General features: G+C 68.7%; 21 protein-coding genes. 9 read left to right on the plus strand and 12 right to left on the minus strand.

The annotated features are described in order from the left end of the window. Positions 1-28: 28 nt before the first annotated feature. The 6 genes from TSH58p_RS28225 to TSH58p_RS28250 form a co-directional block, all read right to left on the minus strand. Positions 29-508 carry a HyaD/HybD family hydrogenase maturation endopeptidase gene (locus tag TSH58p_RS28225; RefSeq protein WP_109068939.1) on the minus strand — a complete coding sequence of 160 codons (480 nt, stop codon included), beginning with the start codon at positions 506-508 and terminating at the stop codon, positions 29-31. 152 nt (positions 509-660) lie between these two features. Next, positions 661-2,367, minus strand: a complete 1,707-nt coding sequence (locus TSH58p_RS28230; RefSeq protein ID WP_109068858.1) for a nickel-dependent hydrogenase large subunit — start codon at positions 2,365-2,367, stop codon at positions 661-663. Positions 2,368-2,385: 18 nt separating this feature from the next. After that, complete coding sequence (gene hybB, locus TSH58p_RS28235) at positions 2,386-3,540, minus strand: Ni/Fe-hydrogenase cytochrome b subunit (protein ID WP_109068857.1); 1,155 nt, start codon at positions 3,538-3,540, stop codon at positions 2,386-2,388. A 12-nt stretch (positions 3,541-3,552) separates the two neighbouring features. Further along, complete coding sequence (hybA, locus tag TSH58p_RS28240) at positions 3,553-4,632, minus strand: hydrogenase 2 operon protein HybA (RefSeq protein WP_109068856.1); 1,080 nt, start codon at positions 4,630-4,632, stop codon at positions 3,553-3,555. Between the two features lie 9 nt (positions 4,633-4,641). Then, a complete protein-coding gene (locus TSH58p_RS28245; RefSeq protein WP_199230061.1) occupies positions 4,642-5,805 on the minus strand; it encodes a hydrogenase small subunit in 1,164 nt (387 codons plus the stop codon). Positions 5,806-6,126: 321 nt separating this feature from the next. Next, the gene (locus TSH58p_RS28250) at positions 6,127-7,818 is read right to left on the minus strand and encodes a methyl-accepting chemotaxis protein (protein WP_109068855.1); all 1,692 of its coding nucleotides are present in this window, start codon (positions 7,816-7,818) and stop codon (positions 6,127-6,129) included. Positions 7,819-8,054: 236 nt separating this feature from the next. Between TSH58p_RS28250 and TSH58p_RS28255 the strand changes: the two genes are divergently transcribed. The 4 genes from TSH58p_RS28255 (at position 8,055) to TSH58p_RS28270 (ending at position 11,861) form a co-directional block, all read left to right on the plus strand. After that, positions 8,055-8,309: a hypothetical protein gene (locus TSH58p_RS28255; protein WP_109068854.1), complete on the plus strand. Its 255-nt coding sequence runs from the start codon at positions 8,055-8,057 to the stop codon at positions 8,307-8,309. 94 nt (positions 8,310-8,403) lie between these two features. Beyond that, positions 8,404-10,113, plus strand: coding sequence for an adenine deaminase (gene ade, locus TSH58p_RS28260; protein WP_109068853.1), 1,710 nt, complete (start codon positions 8,404-8,406; stop codon positions 10,111-10,113). Positions 10,114-10,277: 164 nt separating this feature from the next. Next, positions 10,278-10,985 carry a hypothetical protein gene (locus tag TSH58p_RS28265; protein WP_247873895.1) on the plus strand — a complete coding sequence of 236 codons (708 nt, stop codon included), beginning with the start codon at positions 10,278-10,280 and terminating at the stop codon, positions 10,983-10,985. Between the two features lie 60 nt (positions 10,986-11,045). Continuing rightward, entirely contained in the window at positions 11,046-11,861 is an 816-nt protein-coding gene (locus tag TSH58p_RS28270; protein ID WP_109068851.1) for an FkbM family methyltransferase, read from the plus strand. 19 nt (positions 11,862-11,880) lie between these two features. Here TSH58p_RS28270 and TSH58p_RS28275 read toward each other — a convergent pair whose 3' ends face one another. Next, positions 11,881-12,729 (minus strand): DMT family transporter, encoded by an 849-nt coding sequence (locus TSH58p_RS28275; protein WP_109068850.1) that lies wholly within the window; start codon positions 12,727-12,729, stop codon positions 11,881-11,883. Positions 12,730-12,864: 135 nt separating this feature from the next. On the opposite strand from TSH58p_RS28275, the gene TSH58p_RS28280 reads away from it, so the two are divergent. From TSH58p_RS28280 to TSH58p_RS28290, 3 genes are all read left to right on the plus strand, one after another. Further along, positions 12,865-13,797: a DMT family transporter gene (locus TSH58p_RS28280; protein WP_109068849.1), complete on the plus strand. Its 933-nt coding sequence runs from the start codon at positions 12,865-12,867 to the stop codon at positions 13,795-13,797. 213 nt (positions 13,798-14,010) lie between these two features. Next, positions 14,011-15,795, plus strand: coding sequence for an ABC transporter ATP-binding protein/permease (locus TSH58p_RS28285; protein ID WP_109068848.1), 1,785 nt, complete (start codon positions 14,011-14,013; stop codon positions 15,793-15,795). A gap of 113 nt (positions 15,796-15,908) precedes the next feature. Continuing rightward, entirely contained in the window at positions 15,909-16,520 is a 612-nt protein-coding gene (locus TSH58p_RS28290; RefSeq protein ID WP_109068847.1) for a histidine phosphatase family protein, read from the plus strand. 130 nt (positions 16,521-16,650) lie between these two features. Here the strand turns inward: TSH58p_RS28290 and TSH58p_RS28295 are convergent, their stop codons facing one another. Beyond that, positions 16,651-17,352, minus strand: coding sequence for a glutathione binding-like protein (locus TSH58p_RS28295; protein ID WP_109068846.1), 702 nt, complete (start codon positions 17,350-17,352; stop codon positions 16,651-16,653). A gap of 167 nt (positions 17,353-17,519) precedes the next feature. On the opposite strand from TSH58p_RS28295, the gene TSH58p_RS33725 reads away from it, so the two are divergent. Next, positions 17,520-17,696 carry a hypothetical protein gene (locus tag TSH58p_RS33725; RefSeq protein ID WP_199230060.1) on the plus strand — a complete coding sequence of 59 codons (177 nt, stop codon included), beginning with the start codon at positions 17,520-17,522 and terminating at the stop codon, positions 17,694-17,696. A 52-nt stretch (positions 17,697-17,748) separates the two neighbouring features. Here TSH58p_RS33725 and TSH58p_RS28300 read toward each other — a convergent pair whose 3' ends face one another. Then, positions 17,749-17,967, minus strand: a complete 219-nt coding sequence (locus TSH58p_RS28300; protein WP_109068845.1) for a hypothetical protein — start codon at positions 17,965-17,967, stop codon at positions 17,749-17,751. A 213-nt stretch (positions 17,968-18,180) separates the two neighbouring features. On the opposite strand from TSH58p_RS28300, the gene TSH58p_RS28305 reads away from it, so the two are divergent. Beyond that, on the plus strand, positions 18,181-18,669 hold the full coding sequence (locus TSH58p_RS28305; RefSeq protein ID WP_109068844.1) for a response regulator: 489 nt from the start codon (positions 18,181-18,183) through the stop codon (positions 18,667-18,669). Between the two features lie 95 nt (positions 18,670-18,764). Here TSH58p_RS28305 and TSH58p_RS33730 read toward each other — a convergent pair whose 3' ends face one another. From TSH58p_RS33730 to treY, 3 genes are all read right to left on the minus strand, one after another. Further along, positions 18,765-18,923 (minus strand): hypothetical protein, encoded by a 159-nt coding sequence (locus TSH58p_RS33730; RefSeq protein WP_199230059.1) that lies wholly within the window; start codon positions 18,921-18,923, stop codon positions 18,765-18,767. Between the two features lie 177 nt (positions 18,924-19,100). After that, entirely contained in the window at positions 19,101-19,580 is a 480-nt protein-coding gene (locus tag TSH58p_RS28310; protein ID WP_247873894.1) for a cupin domain-containing protein, read from the minus strand. Positions 19,581-19,585: 5 nt separating this feature from the next. Beyond that, positions 19,586-22,354, minus strand: a complete 2,769-nt coding sequence (gene treY / locus TSH58p_RS28315; protein ID WP_109068842.1) for a malto-oligosyltrehalose synthase — start codon at positions 22,352-22,354, stop codon at positions 19,586-19,588. Positions 22,355-22,379: the final 25 nt, after the last annotated feature.

Here is a 22,379-nt window from a genome sequence, read left to right on the forward strand (position 1 = left end):
ATTCTTGCTGTGAACGGCGCCGCCACGCTCAGGTCCGGGGCGTGGCGGTCACGCCGAGGCGGGCCAACTCCTCGACGATCATCGTCACCATCCGCGGGATCACCGCCTCGATCTCCGGCGACATCATCAGGCCGGTGCCGAGCGCCATCGGCACGCAGCCGACCACCGTCACGCTGTCCGGCGCTTCGTCCTGCAGGCGCAGCGAGGCCAGCAGGTCGCAGAGGCCGAGCTGGTGGGGCGACAGCTTGCCCTTGAAGTAGGCCGGAACTTCGTCGCCGCGCAGCACGGTCAGGGTGGCCGGCGGGGCGCCGGTCTTCACCGCGTCCACGGCGATCAGGTGCTTGTGGCTGGCGATCAGGTCCAGCATGTCCATGCCGCAGGTGCCGCCGTCCACCACGCTGACGTGATCGGGCACGCTCCAGGCGGCATCGAAGGCCTCCATGGCGCGCACGCCCACCCCTTCGTCCATCAGGAGGATGTTGCCGAGGCCGAGGACGAGGATGGACATGGCGCGGAGACTCCGTTCGAAGGTTTTGAAACAGAAGGATGAAGCGGGAGCGGCGCGGCCCGCCGTGAACTGGATCAATCGGCCGGCGTGGTGACGCGAAAAGCCCCTCCTCCGCGGGGAAGAGGGGCTTTCGGCCGGTCAGGCGGCGGAGGTCAGACGACCTTCACCTGATAGTGCGACTTCGTTTCCGTGTCGGTCAGGTGCACGGCGCAGGCCAGGCACGGGTCGAAGCTGTGCAGGGTGCGGATGATCTCCAGCGGCTGGTCGGCGACCGCCACCGGGTTGTCGAGCAGAGCCGCCTCGTAGGCCGAGATGTTCCCGTCCTCGTCGCGCGGGCCGGCGTTCCAGGTGGTCGGCACGACCGCCTGATAATTCTTGATCTTGGCGTTCTCGATCACGACCCAGTGCGAGAGCATGCCGCGCGGCGCCTCGTGGAAGCCGAAGCCGCGGATCTCGCCCTTCGGGAACACCGGCTTGTTGAAGGTCTTGGTGTCGCCCTTCGCGATGTTCTCCATCAGCAGCTTCCACTGGTTCTGCAACTCCTCGTGCAGGACCACGCAGCGCACCGCGCGGGCGGCGTGGCGGCCGATGGTGGAGTGCAGCGCGTCGACGCCGACCTTGCTGCCGAGATGGCCCGACACGGCGTCCAGCACCGCGTTGACCCAGAACTGCGTGCGCTGGTGGCCCGACGCGTACATGCCCAGCACGTTGGCCAGCGGGCCGACCTGGGCGCGCTTGTCGTAGAAGGTCGGCGACTTGATCCAGCTGTACTTGCCGTCGTCCTGCCAGTCGGTGAAGTTCGGGATCGTCTCGCCGTCGTAGGGGTGCAGAGGGCCCTTGCCGCCCTGGTACCAGGAATGCTTCACGCTCTCCTTCACGCCCTTCTCGAAGTAGGGGTCGTGGAAGTCCTTGATCGGGGTGAAGCCGTTGGCGAGGTCGCCGTTGTCGATGTAGCCGGCGGGCAGGGCGAAGACGGTGCCCTTGGTGTCCAGTGGCATGTCCGGGATGGACAGGTAGTTCACCACGCCGCGGCCATACTGCGTCCAGTCGGCGTAGAAGGCGCCGATGGCCGCCACGTCGGGGATGTAGGCCTGGGTGATGAAGTCGCCCACCTCGTCGATCAGCTGCTTGATGTACATCAGCTTTTCGAGCGTCAGGGTGGACTGGCTGTCCATGTTGATCGGGTTGGTGACGCCGCCCACCGCCATGTTCTGGATGTGCGGGGTCTTCGAGCCGAGGATGGCCACCACCTTGTTCATGCGCCGCTGGTAGTCGAGCGCCTGGAGATAGTGCGCCGCCGCCATCAGGTTGGCTTCCGGCGTCAGCTTCATCGCCGGGTGGCCCCAGTAGCCCGAGCCGAAGATGCCGAGCTGGCCGGAGTTGATGAAGGCCTGCAGCTTCTTCTGGGCGGTGGCGAATTCCTGGGTGCTGTTGCGCGGCCAGCCGGAGATCGACTGGGCCAGCTTCGCGGTCGCCGCCGGGTCGGCCTTCAGCGCCGACACGATGTCCACGAAGTCGAGCGCCGACAGGTGATAGAAATGGACGATGTGATCGTGGACGTTGTGGGCGCCCTGGATCATGTTGCGGATGTACTGGGCGTTGAGCGGAATCTCCAGCTTCAGCGCGTTCTCCACCGCGCGGACGGAGGTGATGGCGTGCACGGTGGTGCAGACGCCGCAGATGCGCTGGGCGAAGACCCAGGCGTCGCGCGGGTCCTTGCCCTGAAGGATCAGTTCGATGCCGCGCCACATCTGGCCCGACGCCCAGGCCTTGGTGACCTTGCCGCCGTCCACTTCGCAATCGACCCGCAGGTGACCCTCGATGCGGGTGACCGGATCAACAACAACTCGCTGAGCCATAACGACAGTCTCCTAAACTCAGCCGTGCTCGGGATGGACGGCGTGCATGACGGGCAGCTTCTTCACGAAGAGGAGATACAGCGCGATCTCCAGCGCGAAGACGCCGACGGTGACCATGATTTCCTTGACCGAGGGGAAGTAGTGCCAAGGACCGACCGCCGGCGTGAAGCCGATGAGATAGACGTTCAGGCGGTAGAGGATGCCCGCCGCCAGCAGGAGCGAGGCCGACAGGAACAGCGCCCGCGACCGGTTGCGGTTGGCCTTGGGGATCAGCAGCGCGAGGCCGGAGATCATCAGGACCATCTCCGCCACGAACCAGCCGGACTGCGGGCCGCCGAAGATCTGGCCGATCTGGCCGCGCACGATCAGGTCGACGAAGCGCAGGACGACGAACAGCGAGGCGACGACCAGCATCAGCCCCGCCAGCTTCGACAGCACCGGCGTCTCCATCGGGCGGCGGAAGTTCAGCGAGGCCATCACCGATTCCCACACCACGATGGCGAAGCCCATCAGGATGGCGGTCAGCAGGAAGAAGACCGGCAGCATCTGCGACTGCCACAGCGGCGACAGCTTGTGCCCCACGATGACCATCATGGTGCCGAGCGACGACTGGTGCATCGTCGGCAGCAGGACGCCGAGCGCGATGAAGACCCACAGCACCCGGTTCAGCTTGGCGCGCAGCCCTTCGATGCCGAAGCGTTCCAGGAAGGCCGGGGCGAACTCCACCACCAGCACCAGCGTGTAGGTCGCCACGCACAGGCCGACCTCCAGCATCACGGAGTTCGGCTGCGCGTACCACGGCAGCATCATGTGGTAGAAGTTCCAGTAGCGGCCGAGATCGACCAGCACCGCCAGACCGGCGAGGCCGTAGCCGAACAGGCTGGCCAGCACCGCCGGACGGACCAGCGGGTGGTATTCGCCGCGGTTCAGGATGTAGCAGAGCAGCGCGATGACGTAGCCGGCGCAGCCGAAGGCCGAGCCGATCACCACGTCGATGGCGACCCAGATGCCCCAGGGATAGCCGTCGTTCAGGTTCGACGCGGCGGCCAGCCCCTGCGTGTAGCGCTGGAACAGGATGACGCCGGCGACGGCGACCAGCGCGGCGCAGATCAGGAAGGGAAGGGTGAGGACCCGGCCGCCGAGCGGCTGATGCTCATGAGCTTGCGAAGACATGGCGTGGCCCCCTCACTCGTCGGTGTGGTTCTTGGTGTTGCGGTGCGCCAGATAGGCGAGACCGGCGAACACCGTGGCGGGGGCGATCATGCCCGCGTAGAGCGTGTGCTGGATGCCTTCCGACAGGGTCGGATAGCCGTTCTCCGGCACGTTGGTGGGCAGATTCAGCTTGTCGAACGGCACGGCGGACACCGCGAGGCACTGCGTGCCGCCCAGCTCCTTCTCGCCGTAGATGTGCGTCTGGTAGGCCGCCTCCACCAGCTTCTCATGGCCGGACCGCGGCCCGCCGACCTTGCCGGCGATGTCGCCGCGCGGGTAGTGGGTGTATTCGCCCACCTTCAGCGCGGTGCGGCGCTTGGCCTCCGCCTTGAGATCCTCCGTGCGGCCGAACAGCGTCGCCCCGGTGGGGCAGACGTCGGCGCAGCCCGGAAGCTCGTTCTTGGCGAGCTGCTGCTTGCAGAGCTGGCACTTTTTGATCTCGCCGAAGGCGTCGTTGTAGTCGTACTTCGGCACGCCGAACGGGCAGGACAGCACGCAGTAGCGGCAGCCGATGCAGGCGCTCGGGTCGTGGTTGACGATGCCGGTCTTGGCGTCCTTGGTCATCGCCGACACCGGGCAGACCGACACGCAGGACGGATCGGCGCAGTGCAGGCACTGCCGCTTGATGAAGGCGAAGCCGTTCTCCGCCGCGTCCTTGGTGGCGCCGGTGCCGTGGCTGTAGGCCTTGATGACGTTCAGCGTCTTCGCCGACAGCTCCACCGGGCTGTCGTAGATCGGCTTGTCGCCGCCCCCGGCGTTCCAGCCCTGCTGGGCCGCGCCGACGTCGGGCGGCATGTGGTTGACCTCCTTGCAGGCGGTCACGCAGGCCTTGCAGCCGATGCACAGCGTGCTGTCGTAGAGCAGGCCGACCGCGTCGGGCGGCAGCGGCTTGGGCGGGCGCTGCAGCGCGTTGGCCTCCGGCGGGGCGGCGACCACGGTGGTGCAGGCCGCGGCCGCGGCGGCCGCGCTGCCCTTGACCGCGTTCCGCAGGAAGCCGCGCCGCGAGACCGATGCCCCCGATGTCTTGTTCTTCGACATCATGTTTTTCGACATGGCGTCACCTCACTCGGCGGCGGTGGAGGAGGATTCGGTCTTCGCGTCCTGCTTGCCGAGCCGGCTGGAGATGACGGCGCCGGCGCCGACCGCCGCGCCGGCGATGCCGGCGACCACCGCCGCGGCTCCGGCGGACATGCCCTCGCCCTTCTCGACGGCGACCGCCGGGTAGGTGTTCGGCGGGGCCACCGACTTCAGCGAGGCCAGCTCATGGATGCCCTTGGTGAAGCCGACGCCCTTCTCGGTGCAGCCGAAGCAGGGATGGCCGGTGCCCACCGGCCAGGTACCCTGGCCGACGTCGTTGAAGCCGATGGACGGACAGTTGGCGTAGGTCTCCGGACCCTTGCAGCCGAGCTTGTAGAGGCAGTAGCCTTGGCGGTGGCCGTAATCGCCGAACTCCATGGCGAAGCGCCCGGCGTCGAAATGCGGGCGGCGCTCGCAGTTCTCGTGGATCAGCCGGCCGAAGGCGAACTTCGGGCGCATCTTGTCGTCCAGCTCCGGCAGCTTGCCGAAGGCGACGAAGTGCAGGACCAGCGACAGGAAATTGTAGGGATTCGGCGGGCAGCCGGGGACGGAGACGACCGGCTTGTCCTTGATGATCTCGTTCAGGCCGACGGCGCCCGTCGGGTTGACGCCGGTCGACGGCCAGCCGCCCCAGGAGGAGCAGGAGCCCATGGAGATGACCGCGGCGGCGCCCTTGGCGCACTCCAGCACGGCGTCCTTGTAGGTCTTGCCGGCGACCTTGCAGTAGACGCCCCCGTCCTTCGTCGGGATGGAGCCGTCGGTGACCATCAGGTACTTGCCCCAATTGTCCTTCATCGCCTGCTGCTTCCAGTTCTCGGCCTGGTGGCCGGAGCCGGTCATCAGCGTCTCGTTGTAGTCGAGCGAGATGGTGTCGAGGATCAGCGTCTCCAGCGACGGGTGGTGGGTGCGCAGCAGCGATTCGGTGCAGCCGGTGCAGGCCTGGCCCGACAGCCAGATCACCGTCGGGCGCGGCGCGGCCACGGCGGCGTTGGCGATCTTCACGCCGAAGGCGGGGGACAGGCCCAGCGTGGCGGCCACGCCCGTGCAGTAGGTCAGGAATTCCCGGCGGGACAGGCCGGCCAGCGCACCCTCATACTCGTCGAGATCGCCGATGTGCTCGGCGTCGAGATCCACATGTCCGTCGGGCATGACTTTCCCCCAAAGACCCTTTTGCATTGATCCGCTGGCCGCCCGGTTGCCGGACGCCGGATGCGCAGCACGCCACGGCGCGTCCTGGGGAACCCGAGGCGGGAAACCCATGGTGCGGCGTAATCCCTATCGATTGTAGGGGTATTTGGGCGCGAAACGCTCGCCGGCATTGCACCAGTTTCGATGCGGGCGCGGCATTGATCTACATCAAATGGGGTATGAGGCGGGTAAGCTTCGAACGCCGGGGGCGCATCAGTGGAAAGGATGCGTCGGGAAATGCCTCCTCTCCGGCACGAAAGCCGGAGAGGAGGAGGGAGGGCGTCAGACCGCCTTCATCTGGCGGGTGAAATCGTCCACGTCGGATTGCAGGGTGCGCGCGTGGACCGACAGGCCCTTGGCGGCGCTCAGCAGGCCGCCGGCGGCCTCCCCGGTGTGGTCGGCGGACTGCGACACGCCGGAGATGGTGGAGGAGACCTCCTGCGTGCCGATGGCGGCCTCCTGCACGTTGCGGGCGATTTCCTGGGTGGCGGAGCCCTGCTGCTCCACCGCGGCGGCGACGTTGGTGCTGATGTCGCTGATCCGCTCGATGGTGCCGACGATGCCGCTGATCGCGCCGACCGCCTGCTGGGTCTCGCTCTGGATCGCGACGATCTGGGCGGAGATCTCCTCGGTGGCGCGGGCGGTCTGGTTGGCGAGGCTCTTCACCTCCTGGGCCACCACCGCGAAGCCCTTGCCCGCCTCGCCGGCGCGGGCCGCCTCGATGGTCGCGTTCAGCGCCAGCAGGTTGGTCTGGCTGGCGATCTCGGTGATCAGGTTGACCACCGCGCCGATCTTCTCCGCCGCCTGGGCGAGGCCCTGGATGGTGCTGTTGGTGCGCTGGGCCTCCCGCTCCGCCTCGCTGGCGATGCGGGCGGCCTCGCCGAGGCGCTGGCTGATCGAGCCGATGGAGGCCGACAGTTCCTCGGTCGCCGCCGCCACGGTCTGGACGTTGCCGGTGGCCTGTTCCGCCGCCGCGGCGACGGTCGAGCTGCGGCGCGAGGCGTCGGCGGCGGAGTGGGTGAGCGATTCGGCGCTGCTGCGGATGTTGTCGGCCTCCCCGTTCAGGGTGCGGCACAGACCCTCGATCTTCTGGGTGAAGCCGTGGGTCAGGGACTCCAGCCGTTCCTGGCGCTGGCGGCGCACGTCGATCTCGCGGCGCTCCTGCTCGGCCAGATCGTTGGCGCGGCGCAGCCCGTCGCGGAAGATCAGAACGGCTTCCGCCATGTCGCCGACCTCGTCGCCCTGGCCGGTGCCGGGCACCTCGGCTCCGGTGTTGCCGGCGGCGATGGTCTTCATCGCCGCGGTCATGCGGGCGATGGGGCGCGCGATCATGTCGCGGGCGACCAGAACGGCCAGCAGAACGCCGAAGAGCACGCCTCCGATGCCGAAGGCGAGCATCATGGTGGTCCAATGCTGGCGTGCCGACTCCAGCTCGTTGTGCAGACGGTCGATCATGCCGTCCTGGTCGGCGCTGAGCGTCTGGATCGCGCCGTTGAGCGCCTGGCGGTTGCTGCGGTTGGCGTCGTTGTCGCCGTAGGTCCGGGCTTCCGCCGAACCCTTCTCGCGGGCGAGGCGCACCAGCTCCGTGCGGAAGCGGATGAACTCCTCGGCCTTCGCCGCCACCGGGGCCAGCGCGGCCTGCCCCTCCGCCGGGGTGAGGCGCTTCAGGGTGCCGAGCCGCTCGCCGAGGGTGCTCAGGCTGTCCAGCAGGGGCTTGCCGAACTTGTCCACCTCGGCCCGGTCGCGGGCCATGTAGACGCCGCGCGAATCCATGACGACGGCCAGGACGAGGCCGTTGAGCTGCTCGCCGAGCACCTGCCGGTCCGACGCGCGTTCGATGGCCTCCGACTTGCCGGCCAGATCCTGCATGGCGGCCAGCCCCATCAGGCCGGTCACCGCGGCCACCGCCGCCTGCAGACCCACGAGAAGATAGACCTTCGGCCCGATCCTTAGATTCCTAAGCGCTTTCAACATGCTTGGACGTCCCCATTGCGGCGGTCTTGTGCCACCTCTGCGACCGACGATAATGAGGTACCCATTGGTTTCCGAAGCGTTAAATCGTTCTATGACACGTTGCCACGCCACCTTTTGGTCTGAGCCAGACGAAACGCATATTGTTTTTCCAACGAACTATTTTTTTCGGGAATACTGAAAATTCCAGCGTGTTCATCTTCATAGGGGCGCAACGCGTCGGACCGGGCAGGTGGATCATGAAACCCATCGCAGCCATCATCGGAAAGAGCGCTCAATTCTTCGTTGCCGCACTTCTTCTGACTCTGACGGCTTGCGGGGAGGGCGGCTCGCCCCAAGGCAGCGATTATGTGGTCGGCTATGGCGGAAGCGGGCCGGTCTACACGCTGGGCGGTCTTCCGGCCTACCGGCTGGAGCCGCGCACCTACTGGAACTACCCGGACTACCGCGGCAGCGGACCGATGATCGAACTGGCGAGTCGCCCGAGTGACTGACCGCGCAACCTGATGTTACGGAAAATCCGATTGAAGGGTCCCGTCCGGCCATTTACCTAAAGAAGAATTGGAATGGTCAGGACGAGGCGGAGCGATGGCGGTCACCCGGGACGATCTGAAGACGCGCATCGGCCAGGCCCTGGGCGAGACGAGGGCCGATCTGGTCATCAAGAACACCCGTTTCCTCAACGTCGTCACCGGTGAGACCGCCGCGGGCGACATCGCCCTGTGCGGCGACCGGATCGTTGGCACCTACGAGTCCTACGACGGGGTGGAGGAGATCGACGGGCGCGGGCTGACCGTCGTGCCGGGCTTCATCGACACCCACGTCCATTGCGAATCCACCTGCGTCACGCCGTTGGAGTTCGACCGCTGCGTCCTGCCGCGCGGCACCACCACGGCCATCTGCGACCCGCACGAGATCTGCAACGTGCTGGGCGAGAAGGGGCTCCGCTACTTCCTCGACTGCGCCGAGGGGACGGCGCTGGACCTGCGGGTGCAGCTCTCCTCCTGCGTTCCGGCGACGGAACTGGAGACCTCCGGCGCGCGGCTGGAGGCGGCGGACCTGCTGCGCCACAAGGACCACCCGAAGGTGCTGGGGCTGGCGGAATTCATGAACTTCCCCGGCGTCTTCCACAAGGTGGACGGGGTTCTCGACAAGCTGGCCGCCTTCGACGGGCGCCACATCGACGGCCACGCCCCGCTGCTCAGCGGGCGGGAGCTGAACGCCTATCTGTCCTGCGGCATCCGCAACTGCCACGAGACGACCAGCGCCCCGGAGGCGATGGAGAAGCTGCGCAAGGGCATGCAGGTGCTGATCCGCGACGGGTCGGTGTCGAAGGACGTGCACGCGCTCGCCCCGGTGATCCAGCCGGAAACCTCGCCCTTCCTGGGCTTCTGCACCGACGACCGCAACCCCCTCGACATCGCCGAGGAGGGGCACATGGACCATCTGATCCGCAGCGCGATCCGGCTCGGCGCCCCGCTGGCCCATGTCTACCGCGCGGCCACATGGTCGGCGGCGCGCGGCTTCGGCCTGTTCGACCGCGGGCTGATCGCCCCGGGGCAGCGCGCCGACCTCGTCCTGCTGGACGATCTGGAGGACTGCGCGGTCAACCGGGTCATCCGCAACGGGCGCGTGGTGACGCCGGAGACCTTCGCCGGGCGACCGGCGGTCAGCCCGGTGGGCCTGCGCTCCGTCAAGTTGCAGCCGGTGACGGCGGAGGATTTCGCGGTGCCCGCCCGCGGCTCCGTCCAGTCGGTGATCGGGGTTCTGCCCGGCAAGATCATCACCGCCCATCTGCGGCTGGAGGTGCCGGCCAGGAACGGCAGGCTGGTGGCGGATCCCGACCGCGACATCCTGAAGATCTGCGTCTTCGCCCGCCACGGCACCAACCAGAATGTCGGGCGCGGCTTCGCCAGCGGCTTCCACATCCGCGAGGGCGCGCTGGCTTCCTCGGTCGGGCACGACAGCCACAACATCTGCGTGGTCGGCGCGTCGGACGAGGACATGGCCATCGCCGTCAACCGCTTGATCGAGTTGCAGGGCGGCTTCGTCGCGGTTCGCAATGGCAAGGTGGTCGGTGAACTGGCCCTGCCGCTGGCCGGGTTGATGAGCCTGGAGCCCTTCGAGACGGTGGAGCGTCATCTGCGCAGCCTGCGCGCGTCGGTGAAGGAGATGGGCTGCCCGCTGGCCGAGCCCTTCCTGCAACTGGCCTTCCTGCCGCTGCCGGTGATTCCCCACCTGAAGATCACCGACCGCGGGCTGGTGGATGTCGACACATTCGCACTGGTGGAAGCGTGACCCCGGCAATTCCTGCCGGACGGGGTGCGGATCTTGCCGGCCCCTTCGGTGGGAGCCCCGGCTCAACCCTTTGAAAATCATGGAAAGCCTTTTGGCCCGCCGCCTGCAAGGGGCTGTCCGACAAACGCGAAGAATGCCGGTCGGAGGGGCGTGCCATGGTTGGAATGAGCGATATCAGCAGCTTGGCGCAGAGCCTTCAGACGTCCATCGACGCGGCGATGAAGCGCGTCCAGGAGCAGGCCAAGCAGGCGACCGACGCCAAGCCCAGCGGCAACATCCAGGAGTATGAGCAGACCGTCCGCAAGTCTGCCCTGAACGCCGCGCCCTTCGCCACCAACGTCGGCACGCTGGTGAAGGACACCAGCCGCCTCAACGTGCTCAGCACGCTGGCCGCCAACGACCCGGCGGATTTCTACAAATTCAATTTGGCGACGCCCGGCGAGGTCGCCCTCGGCCGCGTCGGCGACACCGGCGTGCGCGTCCAGCTGATGGACAAGCAGGGCAAGATCATCGCCGACAGCAACAGCGAGGCCGGCGCCACCTATGACACTTACAAGAAGTTCGAGGCGGGCACCCTGTCGCTCGACCGCGGCGACTACACGCTGCGTGTCTCCCGCGACAAGGGCGTGGAGGCCAAGGAGGAGAAGAACTACGGCCTCCAACTGCGCATGGGCGACTACAGCAAGGACTACGACACCATCGCCAAGCAGCCGGCCAAGGGCGACAACCCGCTCCAGCAGACGCCGCAGCTTCAGCGCCTGACCTCCCTGCTGACCGGTGGCACGACGACCAGTTCCGGGGCGCTGGGCATCCTCACCGGGGGAAGCAGCGGCTACAGCGGGCGCGGGTCTCTGCTGAACGGGCTTTTCTGAGGCGCGGCGGGGCGGCGGCGGCTACACTGCCGGTCCGCCGCTGCCGGAGACCACGCCGCCATGACCCCTGAAGAGCTGTTCCGCGCCCTCGCCGACTACGTCGCGGAGCATCAGGGAAAGGCCGGCCAGCAGGATTTCTTCCGCGCGATCCACCGGCAGGCCCTGAAGGGGATGGGTCTGGTCAACGACGCCGACATCCAGACCTCGGGCGAGGCCGGCGTCCTCCGCTACATCCAGGGCGAACTGAAGCGGCGCGGCGTCGCCGACGCCGAAGCTGTGATTTTCGACGTCGGCGCCAACGTCGGGGTTTACACGGCGGCGGCGCTCGAACGCTTTCCCGCCGCAACCGTCTGGTCCTTCGAACCGTCGCCGACGGCGTTCCGCGCGCTGCAGGAGACGGCCGCGCGTTATCCCGGCCGTTGCCGCCCCGTCAACCTCGGCCTGTCCGACCGGGCCGGCGCAGCCACTCTGCACAGCGACCGGCCCGGTTCGACCCTGGCCTCCCTCCACGATCGCGCGATCCGGGAATTTCAAGAGGGCGGGAGCGGGGAGACCGTTCGTCTGGCGACTCTGGATGGGTTCTGCGCGGAGGCCGGCATCGACCGCGTCCATTTCCTCAAGATCGATGTGGAGGGCCACGAGATCGCCGTCCTGGACGGGGCGCGCGGCCTTCTGGAGCGGCGCGCCGTTGACTTCATCCAGTTCGAGTTCGGCGGCTGCAACCTCGATTCCCGGACCTTCCTGCGCGACTTCTGGAGCCGGCTGGACGGCTTCGCCGTCTGCAAGATCGTCAAGGACGGGCTGTACCGGCTGTCCGCCTATTCCGAGTTCGACGAAATCTTCGCGTACCAGAATTTCCTGGCCATCCGCCAGTAGGGCATCGGGCCGCCGGGCCTCAGGCCGCGAGGCGCAGCGACGCGGCACCCAGCACGATGACCGCGCCGGAGGCCAGACGCACCGGACTGACCCGCTCCTTGAGCACCAGGGCGGCCAACGCCATGGCGAACAGGATCGAGGTTTCGCGCAGCGCCGCCACCACGGCGACCGGCGCGATGGTCATCGCCCAGAGGGCGAGCCCGTACGAGACGATGCTGGCCGCCCCGCCGCACAGAGCCACCATCCAGCGCCGGCGGGCATGGCTCAGAAAGCCCTTGGCGTCGCGCAGCAGCGCACCCCCGACCATGGGCACGCTCAACAGCAGGAAGCACCACAGCGTGTAGCCGGCCGGCGCGCCGGACAGCCGCACACCGATGCCGTCCACCACCGTGTAGGCGGCGATCACCAGGGCGTTGGCGAGCGCGCAGGCGGTTCCCCGCCACGATCCCGACGAGCCCGATCCCCGCCCCAACAGGGTCAGCCCGAGGATGCCGCCGCAGACCAGCACCGTCCCCGCCCAGGCGCCGGCGGACAGACCTTCGCCCAGCAGCACGCCGCTGCACAGCGCCACGAGCAGCGGCGGCGTGCCGCGCATCAGGGGATAGGCGTGGCTCATCGCCCCCTCGCGATAGGCGGCGGCGAGGAGACGGAAATAGGCGACGTGCAGCACCGCTGTCACGCCGAGGTAGGGCGCGCTGGCGAGCGACGGCGCCGGAAGGACGGGAAGCAACAGCAGGGCGATGAAGGCGGACCCGGCGACCACGAGCACCGCGTCGGAATGGCTGCCGCCGCCGGCCTTCAGCGCGGTGTTCCAACCGGCATGGAGAAGGGCGCCGGCCAGGACGGCGAGAAGGGCTTCGGTGGGCAAGGCGGGAACCGTTCGGAGGGATGGACGATGCGGGAGGAGGGACGCATGCGGCCCGCCGGACGGCAGGATACACGGACAGGTCCGCTGTCGGACAGTCGGATTGCCCGAGGGCCTTCTTTGCGCTAAGCGTTCGCCATGTCGACCGAAAGCCTCCCGAACCTCACGACCGCTGCGGCGTCCGCACCGGCCGCCGTCCGTCGCGCCACCGCCATCGGTGGGCTGGCCATCCTGATGTGGTCCACGCTGGCGCTGCTGACGGCGCTGTCGGGGACCATTCCGCCGTTCCAGCTCGTGGCGATGTCCTTCGGCGTCGCCTTCATCGTCGGGACGGCGGCGGGGGCCGCGCGGGGCAAGGACGTGATCGGCGTGCTGCGCCAGCCCTGGCGGGTCTGGCTGCTCGGCGTCGCCGGGCTGTTCGGCTACCACTTCTTCTATTTCCTGGCCTTCCGCCTCGCCCCCGGTGCTGCGGTCGAGGTCAATCTGCTGAACTATCTCTGGCCGCTGCTGATCGTCCTGTTCTCCGCCCTGCTGCCGGGGGAGCGGCTGAAGCGCGGCCATGTGCTGGGCGCGCTGTGCGGGCTGGCCGGGACGGTGCTGATCGTGACCGGCGGCGCGCGCGGCCTGTCGCTCGACGCCGGGGACACGCCGGGCTACCTGTCGGCCATGGCCGCGGCGGTGCTCTGGGCGTCCTATTCGGTGCTGTCGCGCCGCTTCGGCGACGTCCCGACCGAGGCGGTCGGCGGCTTCTGCCTTGCCACGGCGGTGCTGGCCGGGCTGTCGCACCTGCTGTTCGAGACGACGGTGGCGCCGTCCGGCGGCGAGTGGCTGGCGGTGCTCGCCATGGGGATCGGGCCGGTCGGCGCGGCCTTCTTCGTGTGGGATCACGGGGTGAAGCGCGGCGACATCCGGGCGCTGGGCGTGCTGTCCTACGCCACGCCGCTGACCTCCACGCTGCTGCTGATCCTGTTCGGGCAGGCGGTGGGGGGCTGGACCGTCTGGGCGGCCTGCGCCCTGATCATGGGCGGCGCCGTGCTGGCCAGCCGCGATGTCCTGCGCGGCGACCGTTAAAGCGGATTTCAATCCGCTTTGGACCGCGACTGCGGTCCCGGCCGCAAGCGCGGACGAAGCCCGGCCGGCGAGTAAGGCCATATGATTCTAAAGCGAATGAAAATTCGCTTTAGGGTGGTCCCCGGCCCGCCGGTGACAGCGAATTCATAGGCTTTTCATGCGGCGCGGTGCTATTCGGCAGGAACGGTTCCCTCCTTGCCGGACCACCCCGCCATGCCGACCGAGGCCCATCCGAATCGCGCCGCCGCGCCGTCCCGCAGGACGCCGGACGTCCGGACACTGTCCCGCTTCCTGCGAGACGTCTGGACGCTGACCCGTCCCTATTGGGCGTCGGAGGAGCGCTGGGCGGCGCGGGGATTGCTGGCCGCCATCGTCGTGCTGAATCTGGCCGTGGTCTTCATCACGGTCGAGCTGACCGAGGTCAACGGCGCCATCTTCAACGCGCTTCAGGAGAAGGACCAGGGCGCCTTCGTCGATCAGCTCCTGCTGTTCGGCGGGCTGGCGCTGGTCTACATCGCGGTCGCCGTGTACCGGCTCTACCTGAACCAGATGCTTCAGATCCGCTGGCGGCGCTGGCTGACCGATCGCTGCCTGGGCGACTGGATGGAGGGGCAGACCTATTACCGCCTCCAACTCGCCGGCACTCCGGCCGACAACCCGGACCAGCGCATCGCCGAGGATCTGCGCGGCTTCGTCCAGCTGACGCTGAGCCTGTCGCTGGGCTTCCTGACGAACCTCGTCACGCTGGTGTCCTTCCTGGCGATGCTGTGGAGCCTGTCGGGGACGTTGAGCGTGCCGCTGTTCGGGGTGGAGCTGGCGATCCCCGGCTACATGGTGTGGGTGGCGCTGGCCTACGCGGTGGTGGGGACGTGGCTGACCCACCGGATCGGGCGCCCGCTCGCCCGGCTGAGCTTCGACCAGCAGAAATACGAGGCCGACTTCCGCTTCGCGCTCGTCCGCCTGCGCGAGAACGCCGAGAGCATCGCCCTGCAAGGCGGCGACGTGCAGGAGCAGCGTGGTTTCGCCCGGCGCTTCGCTCGCGTGGTGGACAACTGGTGGGCCATCATGCGCACGCAGAAGCGGCTGGTGTGGTTCACCTCCGCCTACGAGCAGGTGGCAATCATCTTTCCTCTGCTGGTCGCCGCGCCGCGCTATTTCTCGGGGGCGCTTCCGCTGGGCGCGCTGATGCAGACCGCGCAGGCCTTCGGGCAGGTGCAGGGCGCCCTGTCCTGGTTCATCGACGCCTATGTGAGCCTGACCGACTGGCACGCCACGACCAGCCGTCTGATCGGCTTCCGCCAGGCGGTGGAGGAGGTCCGGACGGCGGCGCGCACCGCCCCGCGCATCGACCGCGCAACCGGGCCGGACGGCGCGCTGCGGGTGGAGGGGGTGGAACTGGCTCTGCCGAAGGGCGGGACGCCGCTGCTGCGCGCCGACCTGACGGTTCGGCCGGGGGAACGGGTGCTGGTCACCGGACCGTCCGGTTCGGGCAAGAGCACGCTGCTGCGCGCGCTGGCCGGCGTCTGGCCGTTCGGGCGCGGCCGCATCGGCCTGCCCGCCGGGGCGGACGCCATGCATCTGCCGCAGAAGCCCTACATGCCCATCGGCAGCCTGCGCGCCGCCGTCGCCTACCCCTCGCCGCCGGAGGCGTTCGAGGCCGAAGCGGTGCGCGCCGCCCTGGACGCCGTGGGGATGAGCGCCTTCGCCGAGCGGCTGGACGAGGAGGACCATTGGGCGCAGCGCCTGTCCGGCGGCGAGCAGCAGCGCGTCGCCTTCGCCCGCGCCCTGCTGCACCGGCCCGGCTGGCTGTTCCTGGACGAGGCGACGTCCGCCTGCGATCCGGCGACCGAGGCGCGGCTCTACGGCCTGCTGGCCGACCGCCTGCCGGGCACGACCGTGGTCAGCGTCGGCCACCGCGCGAGCTTGTCGGCGCATCACGACCGGACGGTCGCGGTGGGCGTGGATGGTGACGGGGTCGGACAATTGGCCGGCTGCTGAGGCCCGCGCCCCGTGGCGAGGCGCCGGGGCCGGAGGCGCCGCGCAGGGCGGGCTTGGCCTTCGGCCCGCGCGGTCAATATCGCTGTCGTCCCGTCACCAACCGCCGTGATCCGATGCCGAGGGTTGTCCGCCGCAGGTCGCTGGCCGCCATTCTAACCGCCGTTCTGGCCGCCATCGTAGTCGCCATCGGGATCGCCCGCTCCGCGTCGCCGGGTTGGGCGGCGACTCCGGAGACGGTTGATCCCAAGGGGTTGATCCTCCTCATGAGGCACGCGGAGGCGCCCGGAGTCGGCGATCCGCCGAATTTCCAGCTCCGCGACTGCGCGACCCAGCGCAATCTGGACGCAAACGGCCGCGAACAGGCCCGGCGGATCGGCGATCTGCTGCAACGTCTCGCCATCCGGCCGGCCGCCGTCCATTCGAGCCAATGGTGCCGCTGCCTGGAGACCGCCCGGCTTCTGGAGGCCGGACCGGTGCGGGAGCTTCCGGTGCTCAACTCCTTCTTCGAGCGGCGGGAGGAGCAGGAGGCGCAGATCGCATCGCTGCGCCGCTTCCTGGCCGGGCTGCCGGCCGACGGCGCGCCGGTCGTGCTGGTCACCCACCAGGTGGTCGTGACCGCCTTGACCGGCGTCTTTCCGGCGTCGGGCGAGGCGGTGCTCCTGCGGGCCAACGGAACCGGCGCGCCGGCCATCGAGGGGCGCATCAGGGTAGAAGGCTCCAGGTAGGGCGCGGGACCGCTTCGGCGGTGGAGGCTCCCGGAATCATCGCGGTCCGGTTCGTGGGGGCGACCGGACCGTTGCTTCCGCCCTTCCCATCGTCACGGGAATGACGGAAGCAATCCGTGCCGACCGGAAACTACTTCGGCACGTTGGCGGCGGTCTGGCCGAACAGGATCTTCTTGCCGGCGTCGGTGACCGACGGGCGCTTGGCCAGTTCCGCCCCCTTCTCGTAGGCGCGGACCGTCGCCGGGCGGGCCTGGATCGCTTCGAACCAGCGCTTCAGCTCGGGGAAGTCGGCGAGGTTCTGGCGCTGCCGCTCGTGCGGGACGATCCACGGGTAGCAGGCCATGTCGGCGATGGTCAGCTCGTCCCCCGCGATGAAGGCGCGGCCCGTCAGGCGCTTGTTCAGGACGCCGTAGAGGCGGTTGGTCTCCTTCACATAGCGGTCGATGGCGTAGGGGATCTGTTCGGGCGCGTACTGCACGAAATGGTGGTTCTGCCCGGCCATCGGGCCGAGGCCCCCCACCTGCCAGAACAGCCACTCCAGGACCGTCTTGCGGCCCCGCACGTCGGCGGGCAGGAACTTGCCGGTCTTCTCGGCCAGATAGGTCAGGATCGCGCCCGATTCGAAGACGGACACCGGTTCCCCGCCGTCGGCCGGAGCGCGGTCCACGATGGCCGGCATGCGGTTGTTCGGGGACATCGCCAGGAAGTCCGGCTTGAACTGGTCCCCGGCCGAGATGTCCACGGGATGGATGGTGTAGTCCAGCCCGGCTTCCTCCAGGAACAGGGTGATCTTGTGCCCGTTGGGGGTCGGCCAATAATGAAGGTCGATCATGGCGGTCCTTCCGGTTTGTCTGCGCCCCGAAAAGTGATGGAGCGAGCGGTTTCAGGCAACCCGCGCCGCGCGCGCATCAGCCCTCCGGAAGGGGCAGGCGCGGGACGCAACGTCGCGGCCCGCGGAATGTTTAGGACGGTGAACCGACAACCGGAATGAGGACCGCCATGAGCGACGACCGGACTCCCGCCACCCAGTCCCCGCACAAGGACAACCGGATCGACGAGGCCCAGGAGGGCACCGTCAAGCCCGACCAGGGCGGCGAGGCCGAACTGACCGAGAAGGAGGAGCGCAAGCGCGGCGGCGCCAACAAGACCACGCCGGGCCCGATCTACGACGTGTGAGGCTGGTCCGTCACGGCCGGCCCGTCACGTCCGGCCCGTCACGACCGGCCCGTCACGAGACGAGCGCCAGGGTGGGGTCGGGTGGTTGCGGCATGGCGTCTTCCAGCGTCCGGGCCACCTCGTCCAGCGGGGCGGCGACCACCAGCGGTTCGGAGCGTCCGGCGAAGGTGATCTCGGTCCGCTCCCGTTCGGTGCCGCGCAGGTACAGAACGCCCGCGGCGTTGATCAGGACCGGCGCCCCGGCGTGGTCGGTGAATTCGATGAACTTCATGCAGGACTCCCACGGAGGTTGCATCACGCTTGGACTGTCTCAAACACGCAAAGTGGGCGGCGGGTTCGCTTCTCCCTATGGCACTGCCCGTTCGGTTCCGCGCCGGTTCGCTCATTGCGCGCAATCAGCCCCTTGATTGATGCGCCGCATCGACAAACATGGGCGCTGCGGACCACGTCGGTCCGCGCCGTCCGCCAACAAGGAACAGATGCCGTGAAGTTGCTCGTCGTCGAAGACGACCCGTTGATCGGGCCCGCCATCAAGGCTGTGATGGAGAATGCCGGATACACGGTCGTCGGCCCCCTGCGCGACGCCGCCAAGGCGACGCGGCTGGGGGTCCGGGAACAGCCGGATCTTGCCCTGGTGGACGTCTATCTGGCCGGAGGTGAGAACGGGCTGACGCTGGCCCGCAAGCTGTGGGAGGAGCACAACATCCCCTCCCTGCTGATCACCGGTTTCGACCACCGCGGCGAGGAGGCGCGCGATTTCGCGGTCGGCCTGCTGCGCAAGCCGGTGATGCCCGACGCGCTGGTCGATGCGGTCGGAGCGGTCGGGGAAATCCTGGCGGGCCTGCGCCCGTCCTCCATCCCCCCGGCGCTGGAATTGTTCGGGCGGCCCGAGCGCGTGTCCGCCGCCGCGCCGCAGCCGGCGCCCCAATCGGCGCCGCAACCCGCACAACAGCCCATGCGGCGGCAGGGCTGAAGCCTGAGGCCCCGCCCTGCCGTTTTCCGATGCTTTAAAAAGTACCTTTGGACAATGACCGTTGGTCGGCGGTCTGTTGATTGGCGGTCTGTTGGTCAGCGGTCCGGAGACTCGTCCGGGCCGCCCGGTGCGGGAGCTTCCGCCGGCTGGGCGGAATTCTGCGCGGGGGCCGCGGCGGACGGACCGTCCTGCGGCTTGGTGTTCTCGGAGCCGTTGCTGGGGTCCAACTCGACCCACTGGCGATGGTCGCTCATGCTTTGTCTCCCGTCCGTTGGTGGTCGCGTCCCGTGGTGCAGGAATGATCCGATGAGGCGCCTCTCATTGCTCGGTTCGGGCACCTGTCCATCGGAATAACGCGTGGCGGAGGGATTCGATCAATCCCGACCGAAGAAATCGGGTATTTTGTGAGGCGGCCCCTTCGATACCCTCCTTCAGAAGCCTCCCCGCGCCAGGGCCGGCTCGCCCCGCCGCAACAGCCGCCGGGCCAGCGACAGCGGAGCGCGCAGCATCCGCCCCACAGCGGCGCGGGGACCGAGCGGCTTCTCGATCGCGTAGTATTTGCGGATCGTCTCCCGCACCTCCCAGACGCCCGTGAAGCCCCTGGGAATGACGAAGGCGTCGCCCTCCCCATGCTCCTGCGGCGCGCCGTCCCGGGGGGTGATGACCACCCGCCCGGCCAGCAGGACGCAGAACTCCTCATAGGGCCAGTCGGCCATGGCGATGGTGCCCGGCGTGCATTGCCAGACCCCGCAGGCGAACCGCCCCCCGCCGCCGTCGTAGAGGTTCAGGAAGCTCTCCCGAGGGGCGCCGGACAGCACGGTCCCGAAGACGGCGGGCTTGCCGGGATCGCCCGCGATCAGCCGCTGGTCGATGGGCACGAGCGCGCGGCGCGGCGGCGGGTTGCGGTCCATGGAACTCACCCCTCCCGCACCAGGAGGGCGACGGGGAAGTCCCGGAAGAGATCGGCGGCGGTCACCGCGTCCGCGGCCTCCAGCGTCCCGTCGGTCAGCGCGTTGCGCCAGCGCTGCCCGCGCGGCAGCGGGATGGAGGTGTCGTCCCAGTCCGGGCTTTCGCCCAGGGCCCCCACCAGCCGCGGGGCGGCGACCACGACGGTGTCGTCGCCGAGACGCCGGGCGAAGGCCACCACATGCTCCGCCCGCTCGCCCGTCGCCTCCAGCGGGAGATACTCGCCCTTGGCGAACAGGCCGGGCATGGCTGTCCGCAGGGCCAGGGCGCGCCGGGTCAGGGAGAGCTTCACCGCGCCGTCCTGCCAGCGGCCCAGCAGGCTGCCGATCGCCGCTCCCTCGACCTCGTCGAGCAGGCGGCGGCGGGCGTCGTAGTCCACCGGGCGCCGGTTGTCGGGATCGACGAGGCTGAAGTTCCACAGCTCGCAGCCCTGGTAGATGTCCGGCACGCCGGGGCTGGTCAGCTTCAGCAGGGTCTGGCTGAGGCCGTTGACCATGCCGAGGCGGGCGAGCCGCGCCTGGAAGGGCAGGAAGGCGTCGAAGAAGGCGGTGCTGCGCGTCACGTCCAGCGCGTCGTGGACGAAGCTGGTCATGGCGCTTTCGTAGGCCTCGTTGGGCGACGCCCAGGTGGTGTGCACCTTGGCCTCGCGCATCGACTTGGTCATGGCGCCGGCGAGGCGCTCCGCGAACTCCGTCATCGCCTGCGGGTCGAGGCCGGCGGGGTCCGCGCCGGTCAGCTCTGCCGGCCAGGCGCCGACGAGGAGCTGGTAGAACAGATACTCGTCGTTGCGGTCGGGCGGGGCGGTGCCCTCCACGTCGCCGCGGCGGGCGCGCAGCAGCCGGCTCCAGGTCTGGATCTGCCGCTCCCATTCCTCCGGCATTTCCGACAGGGCGTAGAGGCGGGCGCGGGTGTCCTCGCCGCGCTTGGTGTCGTGGGTGGTGCTGCCCAGCATGGCGTTCGGCCAGCGGGCGGCGCGCTCCGCGTTGGCGTGGTGGAAGTTGGCGGTGCTGACCCCGAAATGCTCGGGATGCCCGCCCACCTCGTTCAGCGCGGCCAGCCGGTTGTAGCGGTAGAAGGCGGTATCCTCCAGCCCCTTGGCCATCACCGGGCCGCTGTACTGCTGGAAGCGCATGGCGAAGCGCAGCACCTGCTGGCGGCTGTAGCCGCTGCGCGGACGGGCCACCAGATCGGTGGTCAGCAGCCTTTGCAGGAAGTCGTAGGCGGAGCCGTCCGTGGTCTGGTCGGCCTTGCGCGCCTGGTTGATCGCCCAGTCGATGCTGCGCTGGTCCAACTCGTTCACGCCGCGCCAGTCCACATAGGTGCGGTAGACGGGGAAGCGGGCGATGGTCTCCTTCAGCGCCTGATGCAGGATGTTGGCGGTGAAGTCGGCGGTGCGCGGGTTGGCGCGGGCGATGCGCGACGCCTGCCGGGCCAGGACATGCAACTCGCTGGACATCTCGCTGTCCATGATGCGGATCTTGCTCGTCCGCACCACCTCGTCGAAGCTCTCGCGCCGCCCGGTGAAGTCGGCGTAGAGGCGGGTGAACGCCTCCTCCGCCCGCGGGTCCACGAACAGCCCGCCCATCAGGTTGGCGAACTCGTAGCCGGTGGTGCCGTCGATTGGCCAGTCCTCGCGCAGCCGCTCGTGGCGGGCCAGGATCTTCTCGACCACCAGATAGAAGGGCCGCTCCGTCGCCTCGGCCAGCCGCTCGCAATAGCCCTTGGGGTCGTAGAGGCCGTCGATGTGGTCGATGCGCAGCCCGTCCAGCGTGCCGTCGTCGACCAGCTTGAAAGCCAGCCGGTGGGCGACGTCGAACAGCTCCCGCTCCTCCATGCGCAGGCCGGCGAGTTCGTTGATGTTGAAGAAACGGCGGTAGTTGATGTCGTCCGCCGCGACCTTGAAATAGGCGGCGCGCCAGTTCTGGGCGGCGATCAGGTCGGTCAGGCGCCGCCAGCTCTCCGGCTCGCCCTCCTCGCCGCGGAAGCGCTTCAGCCGGCGCTCCACGGCCTCGGCCACGTCCGCCTTCTCGGAAACCAGAGCGGCCAGTTCGGCCTTGAGGGCGTTGGCGCGGCGGATCTGGTGCGGGCGCACCTGATCGAGATGGCGGAAGGCGTCGCCGATGCGCTCCAGGTCCGGCTGGTCGTCGCCCAGGATCGTGCCGTAGTCGGCGGGCCGGATGGGCAGCTTGTGGGTGTCGTAGGCCCAGACGGCGAAGCCGCCCGTCTCCTTGTCGAAGCGCAGTTCCAGCCCGCCGGATTCCAGAACGGCGCCGAACTGGTCGCCGAGCAGCGGCACCAGCACCTTGCCGTGGAGGTAGCGGCGGTCGGGCTCCCACTCGATGTCGAAATAGCCGGCGAAGGGGCTGTCCGGACCCCATTCCAGCACGTCCAGCCACCAGCCGTTGTCCGACCCGCCGACGCCCATGTGGTTCGGCACGAAGTCGAGGATCTGGCCCAGCCCGTTGCGCTTCAGCGCCTCCACCATGGCGTGGAAGGACTCCTCGCTTCCCAGCTCCGGGTTCAGGGCGTTGTGGTCGACGATGTCGTAGCCGTGGGTGCTGCCCGGCCGCGCCTTCATGTAGGGCGAGGCGTAGAGGTGGCTGACGCCCAGCCGCGCCAGATAGTCGGCGATGCCGGCGGTGCGGTCGAAGCCGAACTCGGCGCGCAGCTGCACGCGGTAGGTGGCCAGGGGGATCGGCTTTTCGGCGTCCGCCGCCATGGGTTGGTCTCCTGAAGGGTGGTCC

It is taken from the genome of Azospirillum sp. TSH58, from assembly GCF_003119115.1.
Lineage (GTDB): Bacteria > Pseudomonadota > Alphaproteobacteria > Azospirillales > Azospirillaceae > Azospirillum.

What these genes read in the sequence shown, in the direction of transcription:
- TSH58p_RS28280 (WP_109068849.1), top strand. Translation starts at nt 12,865, where the DNA reads ATGTCGACCGAAAGCCTCCCGAACCTCACGACCGCTGCGGCGTCCGCA.
- TSH58p_RS28255 (WP_109068854.1), top strand. Translation starts at nt 8,055, where the DNA reads ATGAAACCCATCGCAGCCATCATCGGAAAGAGCGCTCAATTCTTCGTT.
- TSH58p_RS28310 (WP_247873894.1), bottom strand. Translation starts at nt 19,580, where the DNA reads ATGGACCGCAACCCGCCGCCGCGCCGCGCGCTCGTGCCCATCGACCAG.
- hybA (WP_109068856.1), bottom strand. Translation starts at nt 4,632, where the DNA reads ATGTCGAAAAACATGATGTCGAAGAACAAGACATCGGGGGCATCGGTC.
- TSH58p_RS28225 (WP_109068939.1), bottom strand. Translation starts at nt 508, where the DNA reads ATGTCCATCCTCGTCCTCGGCCTCGGCAACATCCTCCTGATGGACGAA.
- TSH58p_RS28270 (WP_109068851.1), top strand. Translation starts at nt 11,046, where the DNA reads ATGACCCCTGAAGAGCTGTTCCGCGCCCTCGCCGACTACGTCGCGGAG.
- TSH58p_RS28245 (WP_199230061.1), bottom strand. Translation starts at nt 5,805, where the DNA reads ATGCCCGACGGACATGTGGATCTCGACGCCGAGCACATCGGCGATCTC.
- TSH58p_RS28250 (WP_109068855.1), bottom strand. Translation starts at nt 7,818, where the DNA reads ATGTTGAAAGCGCTTAGGAATCTAAGGATCGGGCCGAAGGTCTATCTT.
- TSH58p_RS28230 (WP_109068858.1), bottom strand. Translation starts at nt 2,367, where the DNA reads ATGGCTCAGCGAGTTGTTGTTGATCCGGTCACCCGCATCGAGGGTCAC.
- TSH58p_RS33725 (WP_199230060.1), top strand. Translation starts at nt 17,520, where the DNA reads ATGAGCGACGACCGGACTCCCGCCACCCAGTCCCCGCACAAGGACAAC.
- TSH58p_RS28285 (WP_109068848.1), top strand. Translation starts at nt 14,011, where the DNA reads ATGCCGACCGAGGCCCATCCGAATCGCGCCGCCGCGCCGTCCCGCAGG.
- TSH58p_RS28295 (WP_109068846.1), bottom strand. Translation starts at nt 17,352, where the DNA reads ATGATCGACCTTCATTATTGGCCGACCCCCAACGGGCACAAGATCACC.
- hybB (WP_109068857.1), bottom strand. Translation starts at nt 3,540, where the DNA reads ATGTCTTCGCAAGCTCATGAGCATCAGCCGCTCGGCGGCCGGGTCCTC.
- TSH58p_RS33730 (WP_199230059.1), bottom strand. Translation starts at nt 18,923, where the DNA reads ATGAGCGACCATCGCCAGTGGGTCGAGTTGGACCCCAGCAACGGCTCC.
- TSH58p_RS28265 (WP_247873895.1), top strand. Translation starts at nt 10,278, where the DNA reads ATGAGCGATATCAGCAGCTTGGCGCAGAGCCTTCAGACGTCCATCGAC.
- TSH58p_RS28300 (WP_109068845.1), bottom strand. Translation starts at nt 17,967, where the DNA reads ATGAAGTTCATCGAATTCACCGACCACGCCGGGGCGCCGGTCCTGATC.
- treY (WP_109068842.1), bottom strand. Translation starts at nt 22,354, where the DNA reads ATGGCGGCGGACGCCGAAAAGCCGATCCCCCTGGCCACCTACCGCGTG.
- TSH58p_RS28290 (WP_109068847.1), top strand. Translation starts at nt 15,909, where the DNA reads ATGCCGAGGGTTGTCCGCCGCAGGTCGCTGGCCGCCATTCTAACCGCC.
- ade (WP_109068853.1), top strand. Translation starts at nt 8,404, where the DNA reads ATGGCGGTCACCCGGGACGATCTGAAGACGCGCATCGGCCAGGCCCTG.